The sequence below is a fragment of the Roseibium sp. QJM3NY_11 genome, assembly GCF_056173175.1.
The window spans coordinates 509,250-535,552 of the sequence record NZ_CM149660.1; the positions used below are offsets into that span (position 1 = coordinate 509,250).

The window sequence follows — 26,303 nt, forward strand, 5'->3', positions numbered from 1 at the left end:
GCCGCATTCGGCCCGCTTCGGGCAAGAGTCATACGGGAGCTGCTTCATGCGCCTATTTTCCGCCATTCCCTTCACGTTGTTTTCTCTCCTGATCTACAACGCGCTTGCGTTTACGGCCGGTGCCTCCGATGCCGGCTTCTGGGCGCAGCCCCTGATCACGATCGCCATGGTCTCGGGCGCGACGTTCCAGCTCCTGACCAGCAACGTCCTGATCACGGTCGGCCTGTTCTTCCTGTTCATCGAGATCCTGAAGGCGACGCGCATCGGCACGACGGCGCTGCTCGACCACATGTTCTCGGTGCTGGTCTTCGTCGTCTATCTGGTGGAGTTTCTGGTGGTGCAACAGGCGGCCACGTCGCTGTTCTTCATTCTGATGGCGATCTCGCTGATCGATGTGATCGCGGGCTTTTCGATCTCCATCACAGGTGCCCGCCGTGACGTGTCCTTCGGACACGGACAGGTGCACTGAGGGCATTGCCGGGGCTGGTGCGGCCTTCGCAGAATAGCACTGCTGTCATCCCGGGCGCCGCGAAGCGGAGACCCGGGACCCGGGACCCAGGAGTCCCGGGCCTTGCGGTGTCAGTACGGCCGACTATGAGGAGGCCGGGGTTCCCGCTTTCGCGGGAATGACACCCTGGAGGGGCGGCCCGGTCAAAAATGTGGCCCGTCAGCGGGCGTGCGCGCGCCTCACGCCTCACCATCCTCGACAATGTCGTGCTTCTGTCTCAGCTCTCGCCAAATTAGATGGCGGAGCGGATTGCCGTCCCGCGCGCCGCGCTCAGGTGTCGCCGTCTTCCACGAGCGCGTGTTTCTGGATCAGCGGGAGCTGGGACAGCGTGAACAGGATCGTGATCGGCATGATGCCGAAGACCTTGAAACTGACCCAGAAATCGGTCGAGAAGCTGCGCCAGACGACCTCGTTGATGATCGCCAGGACGAAGAAGAACACCCCCCAGCGGAACGTCAGCTTGCGCCAGCCTTCGTCGGTCAGCCGAAAGGCGCTGTCGAACACATAGCCGAGCAGGGCCTTGCCGAACAGGAGGCCGCCGAGCAGGATCGAGCCGAACAGGCAATTGACGATGGTCGGTTTCAGCTTGATGAAAAGCTCGTCATGCAGCCACAGCGTCAGGGCGCCGAACACAATAACGACAACGCCGGACACCAGCGGCATGATCGGCAGCCGTCGTGTCAGCCACAGGGACACCACCAGCGAGATCGTGATGGCCACCATGAAGGCCGCGGTGGCGAGAAAGATCGGCTTGCCGACGGCTTCCAGCACGGGAAACGACGCGGCGATCTGTTCGCCCCTGGCGTTGAACAGGAAAAACACGCCAAGGGGCCCGAGTTCCAGCGCCAGCTTCAGAAGCGGCGACAGTTCCTTGCGGGTCGGATCGTTGGGGGCGTGTTCGAATTCCATGTTGTGCTGCTCCGCGGTTGGTTACCGGGAGATAGGGGCACAGAACCGGACGGGTCAAGTGGGAGGGCTGTCTTATGCGTCCAAAGATGCTAAATGCTCTGGACGGAGCTGGGGGAACAATGCGTGTGGAGGCTGCCCCGTGAGACGTGTCATTGTCTTTCTTCTGACGAATTTTCTGGCGATGCAGATCTGCCAGGCGGCGACGCCTGTCATCTGGGAAAACCTGAAGGATCCGAAAGCAGCGGAATTCATCGATCCGTTTGCCGCCCTTGGCATCCAGGACCTCAGGTCGCTCGGGACAGTGCTGCGGCTGCGCCAGCGTCTTGAAGACGCCAGCCTGGCGGATGAGGCAAGACGCCGGATCGAGGGCAGGCTGCGGAGCGAGGAAGCCGGACTGGCGGCGGCAGGCGTGCGCACGGACTGGCTGTTGTCGCAGCGGGTGGAAATCGGCAGGAAACGGGCCGCCGCGGTGCTGGCAGGCAATCCCGCACTGGCGGGCAAGGAAATTGCAATCACCGGCTACGTGATCCCTGTCCAGGACCCTGGCGGTGGAGGGGTGACCGGCGGCTACCTGGTGCCGGAACAAGGCATGTGCAGCCACATGCCTGCACCCGATCCCAACCAGATGATCCGCTACCGTGTGTCGAGCGGATGGGAGGCGCAATACATCTATGAACCTGTCCTGCTGACCGGCAAGCTGTCCATTGAAACCGTGCGCCAGCAGATCACGCTGCTGGATGGTCAGGTCGACATGATTGCCGCCTTCCACATGGATGTCACGGAGGTGCGCAGCCTCGATGAAAAGACGCGCCCCAATCCGGAAAACCGGCTCTGGAAGAACTTCCTGAACTTCGGAAAGCCCGCGGCGGAAAGCGGCCAATAAAAAAGCGCCCCCGGGGACGCTTTTTCACCGAATGAAACCTGTTGTCTCAACCGTTGGCGATGTACTGGCCGCCATTGATGGTCATGACGGCACCGGTCATGAAGGCAGCAGCGCCGGAAGCCAGGTAGACCACTGTCTGGGCGATCTCCTCAGGATGGCCGAGACGGCCGACCGGGATGTTGGAGACGATCGATTCCAGCACCTTTTCAGGCATGGCGGCGACCATGTCGGTGTTGATGTAGCCCGGGCAGATGCAGTTGACGGTGATGCCCTTGAAGGCATTTTCCTGCGCCAGCGCCTTGGTGAAACCGATCACGCCAGCCTTGGCGGCGGAGTAATTGGTCTGCCCCATCTGACCCTTCTGGCCGTTGATGGAGGAAATGTTGATGATCCGGCCCGAGCTGCGTCCGCGCATGCCGTTGATGACCGGCTTGGTCATCGTGAACATCGAGTCGAGATTGGTGGACATCACCGCGCGCCAATGGTCGAAGTCCATCTTGTGGAACATGCCGTCGCGCGTAATGCCGGCATTGTTGACCAGCACCTCGACCGGACCGAGGTCGCTTTCCACCTGGGCGATGCCCGCGGCGCATTCATCGGGATTGGCAACGTCCCATTTGTAGACGTGAATGCCGGTTTCGGCCTTGAAGGCTTCCGCTTTCTCCACATTGCCGTGATACGTGGCCGCCACAGTGTAGCCTGCGTCTTTCAATCCCCGAGAAATCGCCTCTCCGATTCCGCGTGTGCCACCTGTGACCAATGCGACCTTGCTCATTCCGCTTCCTCCTGCCTTCCCGCTCCGGGTCCTTCGGACCTCATGGGTTCCTGAATGGTTCAGGAACCGTCTTTTTCCAATCATGGCCAGCGGTGGCTGGCCATGATCTCCGTCAAATGATCTTCGAGATCAGCGTTCCAGGCACATGGCAACGCCCATGCCGCCGCCGATGCACAATGTGGCCAGACCCTTCTTGCCGTCGCGGCGGCCCATTTCATGGAGCAGCGTCGTCAGGACGCGCGCGCCGGACGCGCCGATCGGGTGGCCGATGGCGATCGCGCCGCCGTTGACGTTGACGATGTCGGGGTTCCAGCCCATGTCCTTGTTGACCGCACAGGCCTGGGCGGCGAAGGCTTCGTTGGCCTCGACAAGATCGAGATCAGCGGCGTTCCAGCCGGCTTTTTCCAGCGCCTTGCGCGACGCCGGGATAGGACCGGAGCCCATGACGGCCGGGTCGACACCTGCGGTCGCCCAGGACGCGATGCGGGCGAGCGGCGTAAGACCGCGCTTTTCGGCTTCCGCGGCGCTCATGACCAGGATGGCGGCGGCGCCGTCATTCAGGCCCGATGCGTTGCCCGCGGTGACCGAGCCTTCCTTGGTGAAGGCCGGGCGCAGTTTGGCGAGGCTTTCCAGGGTCGCGCCGTGACGGATGTACTCGTCGTCCTCGACAACACGCTCGGCCCGGCGCTCCTTGACCGTCACCGGGGTGATCTCGTTCTTGAACCTGCCGGCCTTCTGGGCGGCTTCCGCCTTGTTCTGGGAGGCGACGGCGAATTCGTCCTGCTGGTCGCGGTTGATCTGCCATTTCTCGGCGACGTTCTCGGCGGTCTGGCCCATGTGATATCCGTTGAAGGCATCCCAGAGGCCGTCCTTGATCATGGTGTCGATCATCTTGAAGTCGCCCATCTTGTAGCCGGCGCGCATGTGCGCGCAATGCGGTGCAAGAGACATGCTCTCCTGGCCGCCGGCCATCATGATGGTGGCATCTCCGGTGAGGATCTGCTGCGCTGCGATGGCAACGGTGCGCAGGCCCGAACCGCAGACCTGATTGAGGGTCCAGGCGGTGGCCTTGTCCGGAATGCCGGCATTGATGGCGGCCTGGCGCGCGGTGTTCTGGCCCTGTCCGGCGGTCAACACCTGGCCGAACACGACCTCGTCGATGTCACCGCCGTCGACGCCGGCCTTTTCCATCGCGGCCTTCATCACGATCGTACCAAGGTCATGCGCCGGTGTGTTGGCGAAAGACCCATTGAAAGACCCGACAGGCGTGCGGGTCGCACTGACAATAACGATATCGTTGAAAGCGCTCATTCTACTCTCCAGGACTCGTGGCCGGACGGCCGTAGCAGTTTGGCGCCACCAGGGCACGGACCCATGAATGAGGTTGTAACGGTGTTCACGGCGGAGGCAGCGCGCTCGACCGGGCGGGGGGCCCCGTCAGTGCGTGCGTCCGCGATTTCTCGTGCCGTTCCATCCCTGTCCAAGGGTTCGTACCCCAGGGGCACTCTGATCCTTGTTTATGCCGGAACTAGAAACCTCACCCGCAGTCGTGTCAACCGTAACACTCCTAATTGAAGCCCTGTTTTCGCAATTGCGGCATCATCCTTTCGTCGGCGCACATAAAAAGGGTGGCACGATCCGATACGATTGGCTTAGTCTCATTGTCGGAGGTGATGGCAGGCTCGCGAAGGCCTTGTCGTCAAATGGAAAACGGGAGTGGGGAGTACTCCCCCTCGAGCGCACCCCGTGTTCTCCAGAACGCGGACGAGAGGCTCGGATCCCTGAGGATGGATCGGATTTCTGCATTCATTGGAATTTACGTGAATGCAGGCCGATCTAGCCGTGAGGCAGATAGGCGGAAGTGACGAATGGCCAAGACAAACGAGCCGACAATTATCAAGAAATACGCCAATCGGCGGCTCTACAACACGGGCACCAGCACCTATGTCACCCTTGAGGACCTGGCGGTGATGGTGAAGGGGGAAGAGGACTTCGTCGTTTTTGATGCAAAGAGCGGTGACGAGATTACCCGGTCCGTCCTGACCCAGATCATTTTCGAGCAGGAAGGCAAGGGGCAGAACCTGCTTCCCGTCACGTTCCTGCGGCAGTTGATCCGCTTCTACGGCGACAGCATGCAGGGGATTGTTCCGAGTTTTCTGGAATACTCGATGACATCCCTCACCAAGGAGCAGGAAAAGCTGCGCTCGCAAATGGGCGGTGCCTTCGGCGCGACGGCCTTCGATGCCATCGAGGACCAGGTCAAGCGCAACACGGAAATGTTCGAGCGCGCCATGAAGATGTTCATGCCGTTCCCGGCCGGCGAAGGCGGGTCGGCCCAGACCGAGGCGACTGACGACAAGGCGGGCGGGTCGGATCTGGACGACATGAAGCGCCAGCTTGAGGAAATGCAGAAAAAGATCAACCAGCTTGGCGAGAAATCCTGAATCAGGATTTCATATCCTGTCGATCAGCCCGAAGGCTTGCGCATTTCCGGATCCTGGAATTTCGCAAGCGCCGGGTTGCGGATCGCTGAACAGTGGATCGTCGGACAGTGAATTGCAGGAGCACGACTTCCCGCCTGAGGGACAGTCTCCGCGGCATTGCAGGATGAGGGCGGTGTGGGGACCACACCGCTCGGGAAGGCCTGTCCTCAACGCTGCAAGCGGCGCAGGCGGCGTCCCGCAGGATCGCCTGCCTGCTCCGCTTCGACCGTGATGCTCAGCCGCAGTCGGCCGTGAGGCTGGCGGCTTCGATGCCGGCAACGGCACAGGCCTCGTCATTGTCCGATGTGTCGCCGGTGATGCCGACAGCGCCGAGCGTCTGCCCATCCGCACCCTTGATCAGCACACCGCCGGGCACCGGAACAATGGCGCCGCCGGAAACGCCGTTGAGGGCGTTGACGAAATGCGGACGCGATTCGGCATTGGCGTTGAGCCACCTTGTGCCGGTGCCCACCGCGAGGGCGCCGACCGCCTTGCCCGTGGCGATCTGGGGCCGCATGATCGAGGACCCGTCCTGGCGCTTGAGCAGGACCGTGTGACCGCCCGCATCCAGGACCGCGACCGTCAGCGGCTTGAGCTTCAGCTCGGCTGCCTTTTCGAATGCGGCGGAAGTGATGGTCTCTGCGATTGAAAGTCCGATACCGATTGTCATTGATTGGCACCCTTCTGGTGGTTCATATCTTCGACCTGAAACGGGAACGTCTCAGCGCCGGGCGATCCTGTCGGGAGACTGCCTTGAAACGGCAATGAGCAGAGGTTTGCGCATTTCGCCGGTTCTCCTTAAGGTGCTGCCCGCGAATTGAATTTGCTATCAGAACAGAAGCTTGCGGAATAGTCGGTATTCCCGAGAAGCTTCTGGAACATATCGGAAAGAATGCGGTTTCCCGCAGGAGGATTTCAGTGAAGCGTGATTTTCAGGCACCTGGCCGGTCCCCGGTTTTCGCAAGGGAAGCCGCCGTGGCAACCTCGCATCCCCTTGCGACCAGTGCGGCGCTTGAAACACTTCAGGCTGGCGGCAACGCGGTCGATGCGGCCATCGCTGCGGTCGCCGTGCAATGTGTTGTCGAGCCCCACATGACGGGAATCGGCGGCGACTGTTTCGCGATCGTGATGGAGCCTGACGGCCGCCTGACCGGGTTCAACGGCTCGGGCGCTGCACCGCGCGCGGCAACACCGCAGAAGCTGGCGGAGCTCGGGGTCGACGAGATCACGGACACCTCGCCGCATTCGGTTACCGTTCCCGGTGCCGTGCGCGCCTGGGAGACGCTGCTCAAGGCTCACGGCACGCGTGGGTTCCAGTCTCTCTTCACGCGCGCCATACGATACGCCCACGAGGGATTTCCGGTGGCACCGCGTGTCGCGCACGACTGGGCGGGTGACGTGGACAAATTGCGGGCCGATCCGGTTACCGCGGCCCACTATCTGGTCAAGGGCGAGGCCCCGAAGGCCGGGACGATCCTGAAATACCCGCATCTGGCCGAAACGCTGGAAAAGATCGCCGAAGGCGGGGCCGATGCCTTTTATTCCGGCGACATTGCCGAAGACATCGTCGCAGCGCTGCGCTCCCGGGGCGGGCTGATGACCCTGGACGATCTTGCCGCCTGCCACACCACGGCGGTCTCACCGGTGATGCGGGACTACAAGGGGCACACGGTGGCGGAGCTGCCACCGAACGGCCAGGGCATCATCGCCCTGGTCATGCTCGGGATTCTCGAGCGGTTCGATCTTGAAAATCTCGATCCGCTGGGCGCGGAACGCTTTCATCTGGAAATGGAGGCGGCGCGGCTTGCCTATGCGGTTCGCGACCGGTTCGTGACCGATCCGGGCCATATGGATGTGTGTCATTCCCACCTGATCGGCTCGGCCTATCTGGACCGGCTTGCCGCGCAAGTCTCGCCGGAAAAGCGCCTTGCCGCGATTCCCCAAAGCGGACTGGCGCCCCAGACCGACACGGTCTACCTGTCCGTGGTCGACAAGGACGGCCTGGCGGTGTCCTTCATCAATTCCCTGTTCACCGATTTCGGCAGTGGCATCGTCGCGCCGGAAAGCGGCGTTCTGCTGCACAGCCGCGGCAAGTCTTTCCGGGCGGCTCCCGGACATCCCAATTCGATCGATGGCGGCAAACGCCCGATGCACACCATCATTCCCGCGATGATGCTGAGGGATGGCGCGCCGTATCTGTCCTTCGGCGTGATGGGAGGTCAGTACCAGGCCTGCGGCCATGCGCATCTGCTCACCAATATCGTCGACTACGGCATGGACGTACAGGCGGCCATCGACTTCCCGCGCATGTTCTTCGACATGGACAGCCACGATTTGCAGGCCGAAAGGCTCGTGCCTGCGTCGACTCTGGACGGCCTGAGAGCACTGGGTCACAAGGTCGTGCCGGCGGACGGGCCAATCGGCGGCGCCCAGGCGATCATGATCGACAGGGCGCGCAAGATGCTGATTGCCGGCTCCGATCCGCGCAAGGACGGGCACGCCGCCGGTTATTGATGCCTTTGGCCTGGTCGGGGGGCTGGTTCGGATCTTGCGCGACAATCCGCCCGTTGAGATTGCAGCCGTTCGGGTGTCGGTTGGGCCGGTGGCCGTCGGGTGACGCGCCAACAGGTGTTTGAGGATACGATCTGACATGGCTGGTTTATCGCGGCGCGAACTGCTGCTTGGCGGCACGGCAACCCTGGCGGCCTTCGCCGCCGGCGGTCTCCTGTCCCGCCAGGCGCAGGCCGCCGTCCATTCGTTGACGCTTGCCAGGATCCGCCATTCCGTTCTGCCCGGCACGATTACCGAAAACATGATGAGCTTTGCCCCAGACGGCCCGCCGCCGGTGCTGCGCTTCAAAAAAGGTCAGGCGACTTCCATCAACGTCCGGAACGGGCTTGACGAGGCCTCGGTGGTGCATTGGCATGGGCTGAGGATTGCCAACGGCATGGACGGGGTGCCCTATCTGACCCAGCTTCCGATCGAGGCGGGGCAGCAATTCCGCTATCAGTTCACGCCGCCGGATGCCGGGACATTCTGGTACCACCCCCATTGCAACACGCTGGAACAGATGGCCCGCGGCCTGACCGGGGTCCTGGTCGTGGAGGAAGACGAAGACCCGGGGTTCGACCAGGACCTGCCGCTGAACATCCGGGATTTCCGTCTGGGTGGCGACGGCCAGTTCATCGATCTGTTCAAGCCCCGCAACGCGGCCCGCGGCGGGACCTACGGCACGGTCTCGACGGTCAACTGGAAGGTCGCGCCGCACTATGAGCTTGCTGCCGGCAGTCTGGTGCGGCTGCGTCTCGCGGTGACCAACGTCACCCGGGTCGGAACGTATGACATCACCGGCGGTGACGCCCAGCTGATCGCGCTGGACTCAAATCCATTGCCCAGGCCAGTTCCAGCAAAAGACGTGGTGCTGTCTCCCGGGCAGCGGGCCGACATCGCCCTGCGCGTCCCCGACGATGAAAGCGGGACGGTGCGCCTCCTCTTGAAACGCCCCAATGGCGACAAGGAGTTGGCGGTGTTCCTGCCGCAGGGACAGGGAGCTCGCCGCGATCTCCGCGAATTGAAACCGCTTGCGCCGAACCCGGTGCCGGAGCCCGATCTTGCCAATGCGGAGGTGCTGGACTTCGTGTTCGGCTGGTCACCGGAAGGCGATGCGCCGCAGGCCAGTATCTGCGGATCGCTCGGCTATACATTCTGGTCGATCAACCGCACTGCCTGGGCCGGGGACCTGCCGGGCCCGTTCGATCCGCTGGCAATGCTGCGGCTTGGCAAGTCCTACATCCTGCGGTTCAGGAACGAGACGCCGAACGCGCACCCGATCCATCTGCACGGCGTCTCCTTCCGGCTGCTCAGGTCGAACAAGCGACAGCTGGCGCCGCTGGTGACCGATACGGCCTTGCTGCTGGAGAACGAGACGATGGAAGTGGCCCTGGTGGCCGACAATCCGGGCGACTGGGCATTCCATTGCCATGTCATCGAACACCAGAAGACCGGACTGGCCGGTTTTCTGCGGATTGCGGAATGAGTTTATCGCTGTCCGGTACATCCGGTTCGGGCCGGACAGCAGCAGGTGCGGGCTAGCGTTCCGTCTTGAACAAGTGCCCGGCGGCGCGGCGGCGCGGCAGGGAGGCCGTGTCCCGGTAGGTGTTTGCACCGTTGAGTGAAGCGGTCTGTCTGAATGCCCTTGTCTGAAGGTCGCCGTCACGGGTGGCGATCAGATGTGCCAGGAAGACCGAGTTCGGCAGGTAGCGTGATGAAAACGCGGACTGATCACGCTCCAGAACGGGTTGCTGGGGTGCAGGAAGATGCGCGGAGAAATCGCTGGCCTGACGTTCGGATTCCGTCTCTCCCAGAGAGGGACGCTTGCGCCTCACATTGGAACGGCCTGCCGAAGTTACCGGGTTCACTCGCACAGCTCAACGCCTCACTGTTTCAAAATGGCACGCCAAGGCCTGCCCTGTCTGAAACTTCGCAATCACCATGCCAATATAGGAACGCGTTAACCTTTTGTCCGCAGCTTTGTGCCAATTCCCGGTCACAAAAGTTAACAGGTTGGTGCAAAACCGGACAAATGCAGTGAGAAACGGGGATAGCGGTGGCAACCGCCGGGACGCCCTTGCCATCGCGATGACGAGGACTGTCTCGCCGCGAGGCAGCAGCCTGTCCGGTTGTCACGGCCGGGGGCTGGTCAGGATCCGGTCATGAATATCGGCGGTTATTTTGGCCCCGCCGCGAGAGCATGTGGTCGGTCCGTGGGCTGGCGATGGTCAGCCAGACGGCGTTTTCACCGTGAGCGGCAGTTGAAACTCCAGCGGCCAGAGCCTGCCGGTGCGCAGCAGAAGCTGGAGGGTCAAGGCGACGGACATGGCATCGTCGAGGGCGTCGTGCTGGCGCCTCGGCGCGCTTTCGATGTTGAAATAATCCGCCAGTCTGCCGCTGGTCGTGCTGGCAACATCTTCCCGGGGCATGCCGGCGTTGAGCAGAAGGCCGGAGGCATTGCCGAACCGCTGTATCGGCATTTTTGGCGCAAATCCCTCGACATAACAGCTGATGGCAAACAGATTGAGCTCGTCCTTGCCCCACGACCACAAGGTGCCGTCCCCGGCGAATTTGTCGAAAAGGTCGTGCGCCTCGGCCATGCCGATACCGTCCCGGTCGACCGAGGCCTGATCGATCCCGGTCAGTTCCGTGAAAAACGGGTCGAGAACGGCCTTTCGGCCATGCCTGTCCCTGGAGGCAATGAGGACCTGAAACGTATCCAGAATTTCATGGCCGGGGTCGAGGGAGAGCTTTACGGCCCCGATCTGGGCCACGGACGGATCCGGGTCGAGCGGGCCGCCCCAGATCCGGCTCATGGCACCGGTGGCGGTCAGAAATTCGCAATCGAAAATGATGGCATGGGTCATGACGGTCAGATCCAGATGAGGAATATGGTGGCGAGAAACAAGAGCACGGTGGAATAGAATGTCAGCGCGAAGCCGAAGGCGCGCGCGCCGGCGCCGGATGCATAGCCGCGCCAGAACAGGGCGCGCCCGCAGAAGAACAGCAGGGCGGCCACCGGCAGGGCGCCGAGCAGCGGCGCCGGTGCGAGGGCGGCAAAGCTGCCATAGACAAGGACGGCCAGAACGGTCTGCTCAAGCGTGTTCTGCAGCACCGCCTGCAGCCTTCTTGCGTCCGCTGTTCCGGCGGTCAGGCCGCTGCCGTCGATGTCTTCAGGGGTGAAAAAGCGGTGCCGGGCCAGAATGCCGATGGAAAGCAGCAGCCAGGCAGAAATGGCCAGAACGGACCGGGCCGCATACGCCAGCCGCCCGGCGGCCGTATCGGCCGGCAACCAGTCCGCCGGCATGAATGCGGCGCCGGCGCTCAGCGCCAGGACGGACACCGCCATGGCGGCGATCATGCCCTTGAGGACAGGGCTCTGTTTGTCGGAAAGCGGCATGTGTCCGGAACCGGTCGGTTGCATCCTGTTCGATGCCCGCAGAGGATCACATGACAGCGCAAAAGAAAAGCGCGGCCCTGAAGGCCGCGCTTGACGAATTTCATCGGGACCCGGCGTTAAGCGGGCAGGGCACCCTGTGCCTTGTCGACCAGAACCTTGAAGGCGTCCGGCTGATTGATGGCCAGGTCGGACAGAACCTTGCGGTCGACTTCGACACCGGCCTTGGTCAGACCGTCGATGAAGCGGCCATAGGTCATGCCGTGCTGGCGGGTTGCCGCGTTGATGCGCTGGATCCAGAGCGAACGGAAGTTGCGCTTCTTGGCCTTGCGGTCGCGGTAGGCGTATTGAGCGGCCTTCTCGACGGCCTGCTTGGCAACGCGGATCGTGCTCTTGCGGCGGCCGTAATAGCCTTTGGCAGCCTTCAGAACTTTTTTATGGCGAGCGTGGGCGGTTACGCCCCGTTTGACGCGTGACATCTAGGTAATCTCCTTCGGGGCTGGCTTTAAGCGTAGGGCAGGAACTGCTTGACGATCTTCGCATCCTGGTCGCACAGCGTGGTGGTGCCACGGGCGTTGCGGATGAATTTCGTCGAGCGTTTGATCATGCCATGACGCTTGCCGGCCTGCGCGGTTTTCACCTTGCCGGACGCAGTCAGTTTGAAGCGCTTCTTGGCGCCGGATTTCGTCTTCAGCTTGGGCATTTTGCATCCTTTCCTTGGTGTGCCTGTCAGAAACAGGCACTTCTTTCTTGGTGCATTCAGAGCCGACACGGCATGCCCTTGGTTGTCGCGGGGGTCTGCATCACGATGCTGGATCAGGATACAGGAAACCAGTCCACGACGAGCCGGACGACTCTGGACCGGGCGCTTATATGGGAGCTTTCGGCCAAATGCAACCGGAATCGGGAGCGCGCAAGGGACGTTTATCTGCGCTCCTGCGCCTGCTTCCGGTTACAGACCGCGACGACATGGAGTGCGCAGCCCTATGCGGCCCGTTTGGCTTCCGCCCTGGCTGCCTCAAGCCTGACAGCAAATGCATCAGGTGTTGCTGTTGCAGTGCCTTGAAGACGGATGAAGTCAACAGTCTCGATGCCGAGGAAAGCGAGCAGAAACTTCAGGTAGGGTTCGAGAAAATTGGCGGCTGCAAAAGGTTCCTCCGGCAAATAGCCCTCGGAGCCATAGGCACAAACAATGACGGCCCGCCGCGCTTTCACAAGTCCCCTGAAACCGGTCTCGTCCATCGAAAACGTGTGACCGATCCGCATGATCTGGTCGATCCACGCCTTGAGAGCCGCAGGAATGGAGAAGTTGTAGATCGGAACCGCGAAGAGCAAGGTGTCGGACCCCTGAATTTCTGCGACAAGCGCATCCGACAGGGCTGTCGCCGCTTTCAAATCATCGGGCAGGTTGTCTTGCGGCGCATAAAACCCTTCGATGGTTTTCTGGGCGATGAACGGGATCGAGCCGTCTGCGACGTTTCGGGTAATGACCCGGCATCCCGGGTGTTTCGCCCGAAATCCGGCTTCGAACGTGTCGGCAATGGCAGCGGAATGGGACCCGTCCAGCCGGGAGCTTGAATTGATGCGGAGCAACTGTGTCATGAACTTGCCTCCTTTTTGCGTGGCAAGCCGGGTTTAGTTTCCTGCGAGATTTCGAAAAACAGATCGAAATGCATTGGATCCGTGCGTATTGTGCATGAATGGATCTGACATCACTCAAGACGGCCTTGCTGGTCCGGGACCTCGGCAGTTTTGCCGCCGTTGCCCGACTTCAGGACCTGGACGCCTCAAGCGTATCCCGGGTCATTGCCCAACTGGAACAGGAGGTCGGGTTCCGGCTGTTCCAGCGCAGCACCCGGAGCCTTGCGCCGACCGGAGAAGGGGAGCTTTATCTGAACCGGATCGCACCCCTGGTCGAGGAACTGGAGACAGCCGGAGAAGAGGCCCGCACAACGGCAGTCTCGCCACGTGGGACCTTGCGCATGACTGCCAGCATCTCCTTCGTTCAGGAGTGCCTGATGCCGCTGCTTCCCGAATTCCGGGACAGATACCCGGAGGTCGATATCGAGCTGCTGGCATCCGACGCCAATCTGGACCTGCGGGCAGAGGGCATCGATCTGGCGGTGCGTTTCGGGTCCATGCCCAAGGGAGACTGGATCGTCACGAGGCTGATGACCACCAGCTATCGCGTTGTTGCCTCGCCGGGATACCTGAACAAGAACGGTCCGCTTTCGCATCCCGATGACTTGTCGGAGCGCGATTGCATCCGGTTCGCCATTCCGGGTTTCCGGACCTACTGGCAGTTTCTGCAAGAAGGAAAGACCGAGCCCTTCAGCGTCCCGGTCAGTGGCGCGACAGTGATTTCAAATGCCTTGTCGATCCGCTCTGCGGCGCGGTACGGCATGGGGGTTGCGCTTTTGCCGATCATGCTGGTGCAGCGGGACCTTGAAAACGGCACGCTTGTCGATCTCTTCCCGGATCATGCCTGCGCAGCGGCGACTTTCGAGACGGCGGCCTGGATCCTCTATCCGAGCCGGTCCTACCTGCCCCAGAAGGTGCGGGTCATGATCGATTTCCTTAAGGAGAAAATCAGCTAGTGGTTTGGTCCCGACTGGCTGCGTTGTTGCCTCGGATGAGGCACGTTGTCAGTCAGGAAAGAAAGCAGACATCGTCTCACGTAGCGTTTGCTTTGCAATCTGGGGTATTTAATTTGTGCTGATTCCCGTGCGTGGTTTTTTCCACATGATTAAATCAGTAAGCCTGCTTTACTTACTTATACGTGTGTGACCTGCGGTTGAAAGTCGACTTGTGCCGCGGAACAATTGGATTGTTGATCCTTCATTTTCGGATGCTGTCAATGAATCCAAATATTTGTCATGATCGAAAAATCATTTTTGTTCACAACCCGAAAGCGGCGGGAATGAGCTTCCGGAAGTGGCTGGGCTTCGATGGCCCTGTCAATCACGGTGTGCCGACGATGAACACGCCCTACGAGCTTTGGAACACGTATACCGTCATCACCTCGGTCCGCGAGCCGCTCGACCGGGCCGTGTCCTGCTACAGGTTTCTGACGCACGACAGTTACACCGGGGTATTCAAGAAGATCTATCCGGATCTGGAGGGCTGGGATCCCCTGACCTTCTTCCGGACGATCATAAACGAGCAGTTGTTCGTGCTGGCCGGCCAGTACAAATACGCGGAGCATTTTCAATCGAACAAGAAGCCGGATTTCCTGTTCAAGTTCGAAAACATGGACACGAGCGAGCTCGGAGCGCGTCTGGGTATCGCCGAGCCGTTGCCGAGAGCCAATACCGGCAAGAACAAGTCACCGGTACAGCTTTCCGAGGACCTGTATCTGAGCCTCGTCGAGCATTTCAAGGTCGACTACCTGCTGTTCAATTACCGGCCCAAACCCTACAGCGCTTTCATGGAGCGCCAGGAAAAGCTCGCGGCATAGGATTTGCCGCGAGTGTTTGTGCCGCCGATCGGGGAACGGTGGTCAGGCGTTCACATCGACCACCACACGGCCCTTGACCTGGCCCTTGAGGATATCGGCACCGAGCCTCGGCAGATCTTCCAGGGTGGCCGTCTGAACGATCGCCTCGAGCTTGTCCATCGGCAGGTCCTTCGCCAGCCGCTCCCAGGCCTGCAGGCGGGCGCCATAGGGTTTCATGACGCTGTCGATGCCCAGAAGATTGACTCCGCGCAGCAGGAACGGAATGACGGTGGCCGGCAGGGCCGCGCCGCCGGCCAGGCCCACGGCGGCAACGGACGCGCCGTATTTCATCTGGCCAAGGACCCGCGCCAGCATTGAACCGCCGACCGCGTCCACGCAGCCTGCCCAGGTTTCGCTTTCCAGCGGCCGCTTGACTGTTTCAGCGATATCCTGACGCGGGACAACGCTGCTGGCGCCCAGCGACTTCAGATAATCCCAGGTGCTGTCCCGTCCCGTTACGGCGGCAACTTCATAGCCGAGATTGGCCAGGATGGAGGTCGCAACCGAGCCGACGCCGCCGGCGGCGCCGGTCACCAGGACGGGTCCGTTTTCCGGCTTCAGGCCATGATCTTCCAGCGCCATCACGGCGAGCATGGCGGTGAAACCCGCAGTGCCGATCGCCATCGCGTTGCGGGTTGTCAGGCCTTCAGGCAGCGGCACCAGCCATTCGCCCTTGACGCGGGCCTTCTGGGAATAGCCGCCCCACCAGGCTTCCCCGACCCGCCACCCGGTCAGCACAACCTTGTCGCCGGGCTTGTACCAGTCGTCCGAGGACTCCTCGACGGTGCCGGCAAAGTCGATGCCCGGCACATGCGGATAGGTGCGCACCAGTCCGCCGCCGGGGCCAAGGCAAAGACCGTCCTTGTAGTTCAGGGTCGAATATTCGACCGCGACGGTCACGTCGGCTTCCGGCAGCCGGTTCTCGTCAATCTCCTGGATCGCCGCGTGGGTCTTGCCGTCCTCGTCCTTGTCGACAATCAGCGCCTTGAACGTCATCATGTGGCCTCCAAATTCCCTTTTTTGAATTCTAACGGTTGCGCGGGCCGGATCGCTGCCGATGGGCGGCGTCATGATCGCCTGCGGAGACCTTGCGGTCCCTGTTTTCGACACGCTGCGCGCACCGCTTTTAAAAGTCAAACATTTAATTGTCCGACATTTAAACATTTCGAATTGACCCCCGTATGCCACCTCTCTAGTTTTGTCGGCGGGTCAACACGCGCCGGAGAGATCGTTGGCGATCGAATTCAACACGATTCAGAAAGAGGGCCTGTCGGTCCAGATCGCCAATGCCATCCGTGATGCGATTCTGGAAGGCCGCCTCGCCGGTGAGGAACGTCTGCCGAGCGAAGCCGAACTCGCCGCCCGGTTCGGTGTTTCCCGATCGACCGTGCGCGAGGCGCTCAAGCGGCTGGCCGCGCAGAACCTGATCCGCAGCGAGCGTGGCTCATCCGGCGGTGCGTTCGTCAACCGCATGACCTGGGCAGAGGCGCAGGGCAATCTGGTGACGGCGACGCGCCTGTTGATCGGCATGAACGACATTCCACTGGAAGATGCGATCGAAGCCCGGTTCGCGCTGGAGACGGCGGCGCTGCCGCTTGCGGCGGAAAAGCGGACCCGGGACCATTTGGCGGACATGCGCCGGGAAATTCAGTGCCAGCGGGATCCGCAAACCTCCGACCAGGACTTTTGCGCCTCCGATGTTGCCTTCCACACGGCGATTGCCAGCGCTACCGGCAATCCCTTGCTGAATTTTCAGTTGTCGGCGGCCTTTGAAGCCATGCAGCCGTTGATGAACATGCTGGTCTACCGCCTGCGCGACCGCGAGCGGATCGCAGATCTTCACGAGGCGCTGGCCGATGCGCTCCACGCGGCGGATGCCGATGCGGCGCACCGCCAGCTCGAAGCCCTGGCGGCCTATACCAAGGATCTGGCCGCCGAGCGCCGCGGCCCCCGCACGCCCTGATCCCGCACCCGCCGCGATCCGGAAACGGTCCCGGTTTCCCGTTCCGGACGTTGCCGTGACCCGCGCGTGCGGCCTTTCCAGGGGCGCAGGGTGCCGGATGGGCGAGCAGATGACGCAGCGGCATTGCACAATATCATCCTAAAGTATAATAAAGACGAAAGTCGAAGACTGAGTCGCGCCCGAATCGTTCGCGACCTGGTTCGTCGGCTGGACCGAAGCCGCAACCACCTCCACGCAAGGCGGCTTCAACCACACGGAGCAGACCCATGAAATTCTGGAGCATCGCACTTTTCGTGCTGGTTCTCGCCGGCGCCGCCGCCACAAGGCACACCAATCCAAACCACGACCTGACCCACCACCCGGTCAGCACCGGCGTCCCGGTCACGACCTTGCATACGCCGGCCACACCTTAGAACCGCACCCGGTCTGCGTGTCCGCCGGCTGGCATTGCATCAGCCCGCCGAGGGTCGACGCCCACTGTTTGTGCAGCGCATCTGAGATAGATCAAACCACGAATGGGCGGAAACGGGTAACAAGATCTGGGAGCCATCGGGTCAATCAGGGCTGCATCGTTCCGGTGCGCTGATTTCCTGACGAGGCGGTTCAGGTCAGAGATGCAGAAAAACCATATCTTCGCGCTTGGTGCCGCCATTCTCCTGGCGGGGGTCGGCTACTACGTTGTCAGCCGCGACGGCAGCTCGCTTCCAGATGACATTGCGTCCGGAAACGGGCGCATTGAGGCCACGCAAGTCGATATTTCGACGAAAATCGCCGGCCGCGTGAAGGAGGTGCTCGCCCGGGAAGGCGACCTTGTCGAACCCGGCGAGACCGTCGCGACGATCGATGTTGCCGAACTGCAAGCCCAGTTGCTGCGCGCCGAGGCCGATGTTGCCAGCGCCCAAAGCGCGGTCGCGGCGGCCCGGGCTTCGATCGAAGAAGCAAAGGCAAGGCTTGTTCTGGCCGAACAGGAGCTTGCCCGCACCGAGGTGCTTGTCGAAAAAGGCCATGACAGCCAGGAAAACCGGGACGTGCGTGTCAGCGAGCGCAACGTCGCCAGGGCCAATGTTGCTTCGGCGGAGGCGACGCTGGTGGCACAGCAGCGCAGCGTCGATGCCGCCCGTGCGGTTGCCACGGAAATCCGGACCCAGATCAACGACGGCGTGCTCAAGTCGACGGTGATCGGCCGGGTGCTGTATCGCCTTGCCGAGCCGGGCGAGGTCCTCGCCAGCGGCGGTGCCGTCATGACGCTGGTCAACTTCCAGGACATCTACATGGAGATCTTCCTGCCCTCATCGCAGGCGCACCGGGTCGCCATCGGCGCAGAGGCGCGTGTCCAGCTCGATATTCTCGATTTCGCGATTCCGGCGACGGTCAGCTTTGTCTCTCCTGAGTCGCAGTTCACGCCAAAGGAAGTGGAAACACCCAACGAACGCGAGAAACTGATGTTCAGGGTCAAGGTGCGGGTGCCCTCGGACCTGGTTCTCAATCACATTGAAAGTGTCAAGACCGGCATCCGGGGTGTCGCTTACGTACGGCTGACCCGACTGGACGGGGAGCCCTCGGCCTGGCCGGCGAACCTCAAGCCGATGCCTGCGGGGCTCGCGCCGGAAACCGGTGATACGGGCACGCACTAGCGTGCCGGTCCCGGCATCGCCGGCAACGAGGAAGCGGCATGGCTGACCAGGTCCAATCAGTTGCGAGCATCGCTGAAGTCACGCATCTCTACGGCAGCAGGCGTGCGCTCGATGACGTGAGCCTCGACATTCCCGCCGGACAGATGGTCGGTCTGCTCGGGCCGGACGGGGTCGGCAAATCAACGTTGCTCGGGCTGATCGCGGGCGCGCGCAAGCTCCAGCAGGGCCGTCTCGAGGTTCTGGACGGCGACATGGCCTCGTCTCGTCATCGCAACGATGTCGGGCCGCGTATCGCCTACATGCCGCAGGGTCTGGGCAAGAATCTCTACGCCGATCTGAGCGTGCGGGAAAACCTGGATTTCTTCGGCAAGCTCTTCGGTCAGGGCACTGCCGAGCGAGACGCGCGCATCCGGCACCTGACGGCAGCAACAGGTCTCGATCCGTTTCTCGAGCGGCCCGCCGGCAAACTGTCGGGCGGCATGAAACAGAAGCTCGGCCTGTGCTGCGCCCTCCTCCACGATCCTGACCTGTTGATTCTCGATGAGCCGACAACGGGTGTCGATCCGCTGTCGCGGCGTCAGTTCTGGCAACTGATCGCCGCGATCCGCGCCGAGCGGTCCGGAATGAGTGTCATCGTGTCGACCGCGTATATGGACGAGGCCGAGCTGTTCGACTGGCTCGTGGCCATGAACGACGGTTCTGTCCTGGATGCCGGCAGCCCCCGGCAGCTCAAGGAAAAGAACGGTGCCGACGATTTCGATACGGCCTTCATGCGCCTGTTGCCCGAAGGCGCCCGCGGCTCGGTCGATCTGACCATTCCGCCCCTTGAAAAGACCGACCGCGCGCCGGCGATTGCCGCCAGGGGCCTGAGCCGCCGCTTCGGGGACTTCACCGCAGTCGACAATGTCAGTTTCGAGATCGGGCGCGGTGAGATTTTCGGATTTCTCGGATCCAACGGTTGCGGCAAGACCACGACGATGAAAATGCTCACGGGCCTGTTGCCGGCTTCAGAGGGTGAGGCACTCCTGTTCGGCAAGCCGGTCGATGCCAGTGACCCGGAGGCCCGCAAGCGCGTCGGTTTCATGACCCAGGCGTTCTCGCTCTATGGAGAACTGACGGTCGAACAGAACCTGACACTGCATGCGCGCCTGTTTCGACTGAGCACGGAAAAGACGGCGGAGAGGATCGATGCGCTGGTCACGCAATTCGGTCTGGCGCCGCACATGTCCGCTCTGGCATCGGCGCTGCCGCTGGGCATGCGGCAGCGCCTGTCGCTGGCCGTGGCGGTCATTCACGAGCCGGAAATGCTGATCCTCGACGAGCCAACGTCCGGCGTCGATCCGGTGGCACGTGACGAGTTCTGGGAGTTGCTGGTGGAGCTGTCACGGCGCGACAAGGTGACAATCTTCATCTCCACGCACTTCATGAACGAGGCGTTGCGTTGCGACCGCATCTCGCTGATGCATGCCGGCCGGGTCCTTGTCTGCGACGAGCCGGAGCACCTCATTCAGGCAAAGGGCAAGACCACACTCGAAGAAGCCTTCATCGCCTATATCGAAGAGGCGATTGGCGACAGTGGCACGGACCCGGTGCCTGCGGAGATTCTGGCGCCGGCGACAGCCCGGTCCGGCCCATCCAGAGCCGTTGCCGGTGCTGTCCACGGTTTCAGTCTTGCGCGTCTTCTCGCCTACAGCTTTCGCGAAGCGAAGGAAGTCATGCGCGACCCGGTGCGCCTTGCGTTCGCCTTCCTGGGCAGCTCGATTCTGCTGATCGTCATTGCCTACGGTATCTCGCTTGATGTCGAGAATCTGAGTTATGCGGCGCTCGACCTCGACAGGACACCCGAAAGCCGGCAGTACCTGCGCAGTTTCGAGGGCTCCCGCTATTTCATCGAACAGGAGGAACTCGTCAGCCGGGACGACCTCGAACGGCGGCTGCAGTCGAACGACATCACGCTGGCCATTGAAGTACCTCCCGGCTTCGGCCGCGAATTGAAGAACGGCCAGACGCCGTCCATATCCGCGTGGATCGACGGGTCCAACACGATGCGCGCCGGCACGCTTGAAGGTTACGTCGAAGGCGCGCACGCCCATTATCTTTCCGATCTGGCAACGGCTGCCGGGGTGGATGCGGACGCTTCTCTGCTCGTCACGCTCGAACCGCGCTACCGTTACAATCCGTCATTTGAATCCATCTATTCGATCGGTCCGAAGGCCTCGGGCATGCTGTTGCTGATGTTTCCCGCGGTTCTCATGGCAATCAGCATTGCGCGGGAAAAAGAGATCGGAACGATCATCAATTTCTACGTGACGCCGACACGCCGTCTGGAGTTCCTGATCGGCAAGCAATTGCCCTATGTGCTGATCGGAACGATCAATTTTGTCATCCTGACGTTTCTTGTCGTGTTTTTCCTGCAAGTGCCCCTGAAAGGCAGCCTCGCAGCGCTTTTCGTCGGGGCGGTTCTCTACGCTTTCGCGGTCACCGGTTTCGGGCTGATGGTGTCGTCCGTAACCCGCACGCAGGTCGCCGCCGTGTTCGCGACAACGGTGCTGTCCATGCTGCCGACGATCCAGTTCTCCGGCATGATCCAGCCGGTTTCGACACTTGAGGGCGGAGGCCGCCTGATCGGATCGGTCTGGCCGGCCACCTACTACAATCATCTCAGCGTCGGCGCCTATACCAAGGGGCTCGGCTTCGCGGACCTGATGCCGGATCTGGCGGTGCTGTTTCTGTTCGGACCGGTTTTCATCGTGATCGCCGCGGCCTTCCTGAAGAAACAGGAGGCCTGACGGATGCGGACCTGGATCAGGATCTTCTGGCTTGGCACCAAGGAACTGCGCAGCGTTCTCGGAGACGTCTTCCTGCTCGCACTCATCGCCTGGTCATTCACTTTCGCGATCTATTCCCAATCGACCGGGATGAGCGAAACGGTCAACAACGCCTCGATCGCCATTGTCGACGAGGACCGGTCGACCCTGTCGCGCGCGATCGGGAATGCGCTTTATCCGCCTTATTTCCAGACACCCGAACTGATCGAGGCGACGGACATCGACCGGTACATGAACCAGGACCGGTTCATGTTCGTCGTCGTCATTCCACCGGATTTCGAGAAGGATGTGCGCAAGGGGCGCCAGCCGAGCGTTCAGATCAACATCGATGCGACGGCCGTCATCCAGGCAAGTCTCGGCAATGGGTACATCCAGAGCATCATCAGCACGGAAGTGGCCCATTTCAAGAACCGTTCCGACGAGGAGACGTCGTATCAGGTGGATCTTGTCGACCGCCGTGCATTCAACCCCAACGGGACCCAGAAGTGGTTCAGCGCCATCGTGGCGCTGCTCGACCAGTTGTCGATGCTGACGATCATCCTGACCGGTGCGGCATTGCTGCGCGAGCGGGAACACGGCACGATCGAGCATCTTCTGGTGATGCCGCTGACCTCGTTCCAGATCGTCATGGCCAAGGTCTGGGCAAACGGCCTGATCATCCTGGCCGCCTTCTCCCTGTCGATGCTGTTCATGGTCGAGGGCGTGCTCGATGTTCCGATCGCCGGTTCCAAGTGGGTGCTGTTGTCCGGCACCGTCGTCTATCTGTTCGCCGCGTCCGCAATCGGCATCTTTCTCGGCACCGTGGCCCGAACCATGGCGCAGTTCTCGCTGCTGATGATGATGACGATCATTCCGATGATGATGCTGTCCGGCGGAATGACGCCGATCGAGAGCCAGCCGCAGGAAGTGCAGTATTTCACCTTGCTGCTGCCGTCGCGCCATTACATGGCCTTCGCGCAGTCGGTTGTTTTCCGGGGTGCCGGACTGGATGTCGTCTGGCCGCAGTTTCTTGCCGTCGCCGGCCTTGGGGCCGTCTTCTTCGTCTCCAGTCTCGCCTTGTTCCGCCGTTCGATCTCAGTTGCCAGATAAGGACACTCAAGCCATGGTCCCGCATGCCGAAAAGAAGTCTGTTGCCGTTGCCGGGTCATCGGCGAAAGCGAAATCCGGCCGCACCGTCACGATGACGGGCCCCGCCGGCTTCTGGCCGGACGAAAAGCTGTTCCCCAGGCTGCCGTCGCCGGCTTTCCTGGAAAACGATTCCTACACCTCCAACGCCCTTGCCGAGGTGCTCAACCGGGCGACCCACGCGTCCTTCGCCAAGGTGACCAAGGGATTGTCGCCGACGTTGCTGATTGCCGCCTATTTCGACTGGCTCATTCACCTTGCCTGCGCTCCCGGCAAGCAGGTGCAACTGAGCGAAAAGGCAGTTCGCAAGCTGGTGCGCCTGCAGCACTTCATGCTCGAATGCGCGGCCAGTCAGGGCCATGCGGATGCCTGCATCGAGCCGTTGCCGCAGGACCGGCGCTTTCAGGCCGAAGCCTGGCAGCAATGGCCGTTCAACGTCCTGTATCAGTCGCACCTGCTGGCGCAGCAATGGTGGCATGTCGCCACCACGGGCGTTCCGGGCGTGTCGTCCCATCACGAGCGGGTGCTCGAATTCACGGGGCGCCAGTTCCTGGATGTGTTCGCGCCGTCGAACTATGTGGCGACCAATCCGGAGATCCTGGCCCGGACCCTGGCCGAAGGCGGCCTGAACTTCGTCCGTGGGTTCCAGAATTTTCTTGAGGACTGGCAAAACGAGGCCGGAGGGAAACCCCCGGCAGGAGCGGAGAAATTCCGGCCGGGGCAGGAAGTGGCGGCGACGCCGGGCAAGGTCGTCTATCGCAACAGGCTGATCGAGCTGATCCAGTACACGCCGACAACGGAGACTGTGCGTCCCGAGCCGGTCCTGATCGTGCCAGCATGGATCAACAAATACTATATTCTCGACCTGTCGCCGCACAATTCGATGATCAGGTACCTGGTCGGCAAGGGCTATACGGTGTTCGCGATTTCCTGGAAAAATCCCGATCCGGGTGACCGCGATCTCGGCATGGACGATTACGGAAATCTCGGCATCATCGCCGCGCTCAATGCGATCGCCGCGATTGTCCCGGATGAGGAGGTGCATGGTGTCGGCTACTGCCTGGGAGGCACGTTGCTGGCCATCGCCGCGTCCGCCATGGCGCGCAAACCGCGCCAGCCGTTCAGGTCGCTCAGCTTTTTCGCGGCCCAGATCGATTTCGAGGACCCGGGCGAATTGCAGCTGTTCATCGACGAGAGCCAGGTGCAGTTCCTGGAGGACATGATGTGGGAGCAGGGCTTCCTCGATTCCAAGCAGATGTCGGGTGCCTTCCAGTTGCTGCGGTCAAGTGACCTTTTCTGGTCAAGCAACATGCGCAAGTATCTGTTGGGCGAACGGCCGGGGATGATCGACCTGATTGCCTGGAACGCGGATTCCACCCGCATGCCCTACCGGATGCATTCGGAATACCTGCGCAGTCTCTACCTCAACAACGACCTTGCCGAAGGCCGCTTCGAGGTCGACGGACATCCGGTCACCATCAGCGACATCCGCGTACCGCTGTTCTGCGTCGGCACCGACCGCGATCACGTAGCGCCGTGGCGCTCGGTCTACAACTGGAACCGGATGACGGATACCGAAGTGACATTCGTTCTGACGAATGGCGGTCACAACGCGGGTGTCGTGTCTGAGCCGGGCCATCACAACAGGCATTATCAGATCGCCACGCGCCAGCATGACGACCTCTACACCGATCCGGATACGTGGGCGGCGACCACGCCGTCGCGGGAGGGCTCCTGGTGGACCGCCTGGACCGACTGGCTCGATACGCATTCGGGTGAAGCCGTGGCGCCGCCGCCGATGGGCAACGCCGAAGCAGGCTACGCCCCGATCATCGACGCGCCGGGGACATATGTGTTCCTGAAATAGGCGGCGGCCCGACCCGGGCTTGCGGGATCAGCCTGGCTGCACGTCCGCAACAAGGTGCCTGTCGCCGACATCGCGGTAACTGACCCGGCGGACGGATGCGCCGGCAGGGATCACCGGCGAGGGAGGTTCGCCCGGCGGCACATCGAAATGCACCCTGCGCTGTTTCGGGTCGGGGATAGGAACGGCCTCGAGCAGGCTCTGCGTATAGGGATGCTGCGGGTTCTCGAAAATCTGCCGGCGGGTGCCGGTTTCGACGATCTGGCCCAGATACATGACCGCAACCCTGTGACAGACCTGTTCGATCACCGCCATGTCGTGGGAAATGAACAGGTAGGACAGGCCGAGGTCGTCCTGAAGCTCCCGGAGCAGATCCAGGACACGGGCCTGAACCGAGACGTCAAGGGCGGAGACACATTCGTCGGCGATGATCGCCTTGGGCGACAGGGCCAGCGCCCGGGCGATGCAGATCCGTTGCCTCTGGCCGCCGGAAAATTCATGGGGATGGCGTGTCATCATCTCCGTGGGCAGACCGACCCGGTCGAACAGGGACGCCACCTGCTGTTCGCGGGCGCTGCCACTGGCCAGACCGTGGATCGCCAGGGGTTCTCCGACGAGATCACCGACGGTCATGCGCGGATCGAGGGACGCGTAGGGATCCTGAAAGATCATCTGAAGATCCCGGCGGAGTTGCTTTTGCTGCTGCGGGCCACCGATGCCCGAATGTCTGCCGTTGACCCGGATGGTGCCCTGCCAGGGTACCAGGTTCATCAGGGCCTTGCCGATTGTGGATTTGCCGCAGCCGCTTTCGCCGACCAGGCCGAGGGTCTCGCCCTCGTTCAGATGCAGCGACACGCCTTCCACGGCGTGGACCCGCGAGACGACGCGGTTGAGCACACCGCCGTGCAGATCGAACCGGACGGTCAGGTCCTCGACTTCAAGCACCGGCGCCTCGGGTTTCGTGCCGGCGGCAGGGGAGGTGCCGGTTCCGCGCATGGCCCCCAGCCTGGGAGCCGCGGCCAGAAGCTGCCGCGTATAGGGGTGGGCCGGACGATCGAAGATGTCGCCGACCGGGCCCTGCTCGACAATCTCGCCCTGGTTCATGACGATCACCCGGTCGGCCATCTCGGCGACCACGCCCATGTCGTGGGTGATCAGGATCACGGCAGTGTCGAAGTCCTTCTGCAGGTCGCGGATGAGCTGAAGGATCTGGGCCTGGATGGTGACATCGAGCGCCGTCGTCGGTTCGTCCGCGATGAGCACTTTCGGGTTGCAGGCCAGCGCCATGGCGATCATGACCCGCTGGCGCATGCCGCCGGACAGTTCGTGCGGATATTGCTTCAACCGTCTGGCGGGTTCCGACAGATGCACCGCCTCGAGCATTTCCAGGGCCCGTTTGTCCGCGCCCGTCCGGTTCACCTGCTGATGGGCGAGAATTGCCTCGCGCAGCTGGCGGCCGATGGTGAGAACCGGATTGAGAGAGGTCATCGGTTCCTGGAAGATCATGGCGATGTCGCCGCCCCGGATCTGCCTGAGGCGGCCCTCGCCCAGACTGGCCAGGTCCTGGCCCTGGAACAGGATTTCGCCACCCGAAAGGCGGGCCATGGGTTCGGCCAGCAGGCGCATCACCGACAGGGCCGTCATGGACTTTCCCGAGCCGGATTCTCCTGCGATGCACAGGGTCTCGCCGCGTTTCAGATCGAACGACAGGCCTTTGACGACCGTCTTGCGCCCGCCGGGTGTCGCCACGTCGGTGCTCAGGCTCCTGACGGCCAGAACGGTTTCGTCGCCGGCATTGCGATCTGCTGGGAGTCCCGTACCAGGGGTCTGTTCAGAAGTGTGTTCCGGGACTGTGAGCACGTCGGTCTCTCGAGCTGGTTTCATTGCG

General features: G+C 62.0%; 25 protein-coding genes. 13 read left to right on the forward strand and 12 right to left on the reverse strand.

The genetic code is table 11. The features are described from left to right. The first annotated feature begins 46 nt into the window (after positions 1 to 46). Positions 47 to 469, forward strand: coding sequence for a hypothetical protein (locus AC0VX3_RS02325; protein ID WP_475523363.1), 423 nt, complete (start codon positions 47 to 49; stop codon positions 467 to 469). Positions 470 to 778: 309 nt separating this feature from the next. Here AC0VX3_RS02325 and AC0VX3_RS02330 read toward each other — a convergent pair whose 3' ends face one another. Further along, positions 779 to 1,417, reverse strand: coding sequence for a septation protein A (locus AC0VX3_RS02330; protein WP_475523364.1), 639 nt, complete (start codon positions 1,415 to 1,417; stop codon positions 779 to 781). 139 nt (positions 1,418 to 1,556) lie between these two features. Here AC0VX3_RS02330 and AC0VX3_RS02335 point away from each other — a divergent pair, with 139 nt between their 5' ends. Further along, positions 1,557 to 2,300, forward strand: coding sequence for a DUF3299 domain-containing protein (locus AC0VX3_RS02335; protein WP_475523365.1), 744 nt, complete (start codon positions 1,557 to 1,559; stop codon positions 2,298 to 2,300). A gap of 46 nt (positions 2,301 to 2,346) precedes the next feature. Here the strand turns inward: AC0VX3_RS02335 and phbB are convergent, their stop codons facing one another. Further along, positions 2,347 to 3,075: an acetoacetyl-CoA reductase gene (gene phbB / locus AC0VX3_RS02340; protein WP_475523366.1), complete on the reverse strand. Its 729-nt coding sequence runs from the start codon at positions 3,073 to 3,075 to the stop codon at positions 2,347 to 2,349. Between the two features lie 129 nt (positions 3,076 to 3,204). After that, complete coding sequence (locus tag AC0VX3_RS02345; RefSeq protein WP_475523367.1) at positions 3,205 to 4,386, reverse strand: acetyl-CoA C-acetyltransferase; 1,182 nt, start codon at positions 4,384 to 4,386, stop codon at positions 3,205 to 3,207. A gap of 557 nt (positions 4,387 to 4,943) precedes the next feature. On the opposite strand from AC0VX3_RS02345, the gene phaR reads away from it, so the two are divergent. Next, positions 4,944 to 5,519 (forward strand): polyhydroxyalkanoate synthesis repressor PhaR, encoded by a 576-nt coding sequence (gene phaR / locus AC0VX3_RS02350; RefSeq protein WP_342893480.1) that lies wholly within the window; start codon positions 4,944 to 4,946, stop codon positions 5,517 to 5,519. A gap of 274 nt (positions 5,520 to 5,793) precedes the next feature. On the opposite strand, the gene AC0VX3_RS02355 is transcribed toward phaR, so the two are convergent. Next, a complete protein-coding gene (locus tag AC0VX3_RS02355; RefSeq protein WP_348144290.1) occupies positions 5,794 to 6,228 on the reverse strand; it encodes a GlcG/HbpS family heme-binding protein in 435 nt (144 codons plus the stop codon). 248 nt (positions 6,229 to 6,476) lie between these two features. Between AC0VX3_RS02355 and ggt the strand changes: the two genes are divergently transcribed. After that, complete coding sequence (gene ggt, locus AC0VX3_RS02360) at positions 6,477 to 8,072, forward strand: gamma-glutamyltransferase (protein WP_475523368.1); 1,596 nt, start codon at positions 6,477 to 6,479, stop codon at positions 8,070 to 8,072. A gap of 136 nt (positions 8,073 to 8,208) precedes the next feature. Then, positions 8,209 to 9,594, forward strand: a complete 1,386-nt coding sequence (locus tag AC0VX3_RS02365) for a multicopper oxidase family protein (protein WP_475523369.1) — start codon at positions 8,209 to 8,211, stop codon at positions 9,592 to 9,594. Between the two features lie 52 nt (positions 9,595 to 9,646). On the opposite strand, the gene AC0VX3_RS02370 is transcribed toward AC0VX3_RS02365, so the two are convergent. From AC0VX3_RS02370 to AC0VX3_RS02395, 6 genes are all read right to left on the reverse strand, one after another. Further along, positions 9,647 to 9,976: a hypothetical protein gene (locus AC0VX3_RS02370; RefSeq protein WP_475523370.1), complete on the reverse strand. Its 330-nt coding sequence runs from the start codon at positions 9,974 to 9,976 to the stop codon at positions 9,647 to 9,649. A gap of 360 nt (positions 9,977 to 10,336) precedes the next feature. Then, entirely contained in the window at positions 10,337 to 10,975 is a 639-nt protein-coding gene (locus AC0VX3_RS02375) for a 3'-5' exonuclease (protein WP_475523371.1), read from the reverse strand. A gap of 5 nt (positions 10,976 to 10,980) precedes the next feature. Further along, positions 10,981 to 11,508 carry an MAPEG family protein gene (locus AC0VX3_RS02380; RefSeq protein WP_475523372.1) on the reverse strand — a complete coding sequence of 176 codons (528 nt, stop codon included), beginning with the start codon at positions 11,506 to 11,508 and terminating at the stop codon, positions 10,981 to 10,983. Between the two features lie 116 nt (positions 11,509 to 11,624). Next, complete coding sequence (gene rplT / locus AC0VX3_RS02385; RefSeq protein WP_342893487.1) at positions 11,625 to 11,984, reverse strand: 50S ribosomal protein L20; 360 nt, start codon at positions 11,982 to 11,984, stop codon at positions 11,625 to 11,627. Positions 11,985 to 12,010: 26 nt separating this feature from the next. Next, positions 12,011 to 12,208: a 50S ribosomal protein L35 gene (gene rpmI / locus AC0VX3_RS02390; RefSeq protein ID WP_342893488.1), complete on the reverse strand. Its 198-nt coding sequence runs from the start codon at positions 12,206 to 12,208 to the stop codon at positions 12,011 to 12,013. Positions 12,209 to 12,489: 281 nt separating this feature from the next. Beyond that, a complete protein-coding gene (locus tag AC0VX3_RS02395) occupies positions 12,490 to 13,107 on the reverse strand; it encodes an FMN-dependent NADH-azoreductase (RefSeq protein WP_475523373.1) in 618 nt (205 codons plus the stop codon). A gap of 98 nt (positions 13,108 to 13,205) precedes the next feature. Between AC0VX3_RS02395 and AC0VX3_RS02400 the strand changes: the two genes are divergently transcribed. Continuing rightward, a complete protein-coding gene (locus tag AC0VX3_RS02400; protein WP_475523374.1) occupies positions 13,206 to 14,102 on the forward strand; it encodes a LysR family transcriptional regulator in 897 nt (298 codons plus the stop codon). A 323-nt stretch (positions 14,103 to 14,425) separates the two neighbouring features. Then, entirely contained in the window at positions 14,426 to 14,962 is a 537-nt protein-coding gene (locus tag AC0VX3_RS02405; protein WP_475523375.1) for a sulfotransferase family protein, read from the forward strand. A 42-nt stretch (positions 14,963 to 15,004) separates the two neighbouring features. On the opposite strand, the gene acuI is transcribed toward AC0VX3_RS02405, so the two are convergent. Further along, complete coding sequence (acuI, locus tag AC0VX3_RS02410) at positions 15,005 to 16,000, reverse strand: acryloyl-CoA reductase (protein ID WP_475523376.1); 996 nt, start codon at positions 15,998 to 16,000, stop codon at positions 15,005 to 15,007. A 232-nt stretch (positions 16,001 to 16,232) separates the two neighbouring features. On the opposite strand from acuI, the gene AC0VX3_RS02415 reads away from it, so the two are divergent. The 6 genes from AC0VX3_RS02415 to AC0VX3_RS02440 all read left to right on the forward strand — a co-directional run bounded on the left by AC0VX3_RS02415 (position 16,233) and on the right by AC0VX3_RS02440 (position 24,418). Then, positions 16,233 to 16,964 carry a FadR/GntR family transcriptional regulator gene (locus AC0VX3_RS02415; protein ID WP_475523377.1) on the forward strand — a complete coding sequence of 244 codons (732 nt, stop codon included), beginning with the start codon at positions 16,233 to 16,235 and terminating at the stop codon, positions 16,962 to 16,964. A 266-nt stretch (positions 16,965 to 17,230) separates the two neighbouring features. Further along, positions 17,231 to 17,377, forward strand: coding sequence for a hypothetical protein (locus AC0VX3_RS02420; protein ID WP_475523378.1), 147 nt, complete (start codon positions 17,231 to 17,233; stop codon positions 17,375 to 17,377). Positions 17,378 to 17,578: 201 nt separating this feature from the next. Continuing rightward, positions 17,579 to 18,598 (forward strand): HlyD family secretion protein, encoded by a 1,020-nt coding sequence (locus AC0VX3_RS02425; protein ID WP_475523379.1) that lies wholly within the window; start codon positions 17,579 to 17,581, stop codon positions 18,596 to 18,598. 38 nt (positions 18,599 to 18,636) lie between these two features. Continuing rightward, the gene (gene rbbA / locus AC0VX3_RS02430) at positions 18,637 to 21,387 is read left to right on the forward strand and encodes a ribosome-associated ATPase/putative transporter RbbA (protein WP_475523380.1); all 2,751 of its coding nucleotides are present in this window, start codon (positions 18,637 to 18,639) and stop codon (positions 21,385 to 21,387) included. 3 nt (positions 21,388 to 21,390) lie between these two features. Then, entirely contained in the window at positions 21,391 to 22,515 is a 1,125-nt protein-coding gene (locus tag AC0VX3_RS02435; protein ID WP_475523381.1) for an ABC transporter permease, read from the forward strand. A gap of 13 nt (positions 22,516 to 22,528) precedes the next feature. Further along, positions 22,529 to 24,418, forward strand: a complete 1,890-nt coding sequence (locus AC0VX3_RS02440) for a PHA/PHB synthase family protein (protein WP_475523382.1) — start codon at positions 22,529 to 22,531, stop codon at positions 24,416 to 24,418. Between the two features lie 27 nt (positions 24,419 to 24,445). On the opposite strand, the gene AC0VX3_RS02445 is transcribed toward AC0VX3_RS02440, so the two are convergent. Beyond that, positions 24,446 to 26,191, reverse strand: coding sequence for an ABC transporter ATP-binding protein (locus AC0VX3_RS02445; RefSeq protein WP_475525124.1), 1,746 nt, complete (start codon positions 26,189 to 26,191; stop codon positions 24,446 to 24,448). Positions 26,192 to 26,303 lie beyond the last annotated feature (112 nt).

Bases quoted from the DNA above. Each gene is read 5' to 3' on its own strand.
- AC0VX3_RS02325 (WP_475523363.1), top strand. From the start codon at position 47: ATGCGCCTATTTTCCGCCATTCCCTTCACGTTGTTTTCTCTCCTGATC.
- AC0VX3_RS02330 (WP_475523364.1), bottom strand. From the start codon at position 1,417: ATGGAATTCGAACACGCCCCCAACGATCCGACCCGCAAGGAACTGTCG.
- phbB (WP_475523366.1), bottom strand. From the start codon at position 3,075: ATGAGCAAGGTCGCATTGGTCACAGGTGGCACACGCGGAATCGGAGAG.
- AC0VX3_RS02345 (WP_475523367.1), bottom strand. From the start codon at position 4,386: ATGAGCGCTTTCAACGATATCGTTATTGTCAGTGCGACCCGCACGCCT.
- phaR (WP_342893480.1), top strand. From the start codon at position 4,944: ATGGCCAAGACAAACGAGCCGACAATTATCAAGAAATACGCCAATCGG.
- AC0VX3_RS02355 (WP_348144290.1), bottom strand. From the start codon at position 6,228: ATGACAATCGGTATCGGACTTTCAATCGCAGAGACCATCACTTCCGCC.
- AC0VX3_RS02365 (WP_475523369.1), top strand. From the start codon at position 8,209: ATGGCTGGTTTATCGCGGCGCGAACTGCTGCTTGGCGGCACGGCAACC.
- AC0VX3_RS02375 (WP_475523371.1), bottom strand. From the start codon at position 10,975: ATGACCCATGCCATCATTTTCGATTGCGAATTTCTGACCGCCACCGGT.
- AC0VX3_RS02380 (WP_475523372.1), bottom strand. From the start codon at position 11,508: ATGCCGCTTTCCGACAAACAGAGCCCTGTCCTCAAGGGCATGATCGCC.
- rplT (WP_342893487.1), bottom strand. From the start codon at position 11,984: ATGTCACGCGTCAAACGGGGCGTAACCGCCCACGCTCGCCATAAAAAA.
- rpmI (WP_342893488.1), bottom strand. From the start codon at position 12,208: ATGCCCAAGCTGAAGACGAAATCCGGCGCCAAGAAGCGCTTCAAACTG.
- AC0VX3_RS02395 (WP_475523373.1), bottom strand. From the start codon at position 13,107: ATGACACAGTTGCTCCGCATCAATTCAAGCTCCCGGCTGGACGGGTCC.
- AC0VX3_RS02400 (WP_475523374.1), top strand. From the start codon at position 13,206: ATGGATCTGACATCACTCAAGACGGCCTTGCTGGTCCGGGACCTCGGC.
- AC0VX3_RS02405 (WP_475523375.1), top strand. From the start codon at position 14,426: ATGAGCTTCCGGAAGTGGCTGGGCTTCGATGGCCCTGTCAATCACGGT.
- acuI (WP_475523376.1), bottom strand. From the start codon at position 16,000: ATGATGACGTTCAAGGCGCTGATTGTCGACAAGGACGAGGACGGCAAG.
- AC0VX3_RS02420 (WP_475523378.1), top strand. From the start codon at position 17,231: ATGAAATTCTGGAGCATCGCACTTTTCGTGCTGGTTCTCGCCGGCGCC.
- AC0VX3_RS02425 (WP_475523379.1), top strand. From the start codon at position 17,579: ATGCAGAAAAACCATATCTTCGCGCTTGGTGCCGCCATTCTCCTGGCG.
- rbbA (WP_475523380.1), top strand. From the start codon at position 18,637: ATGGCTGACCAGGTCCAATCAGTTGCGAGCATCGCTGAAGTCACGCAT.
- AC0VX3_RS02435 (WP_475523381.1), top strand. From the start codon at position 21,391: ATGCGGACCTGGATCAGGATCTTCTGGCTTGGCACCAAGGAACTGCGC.
- AC0VX3_RS02440 (WP_475523382.1), top strand. From the start codon at position 22,529: ATGGTCCCGCATGCCGAAAAGAAGTCTGTTGCCGTTGCCGGGTCATCG.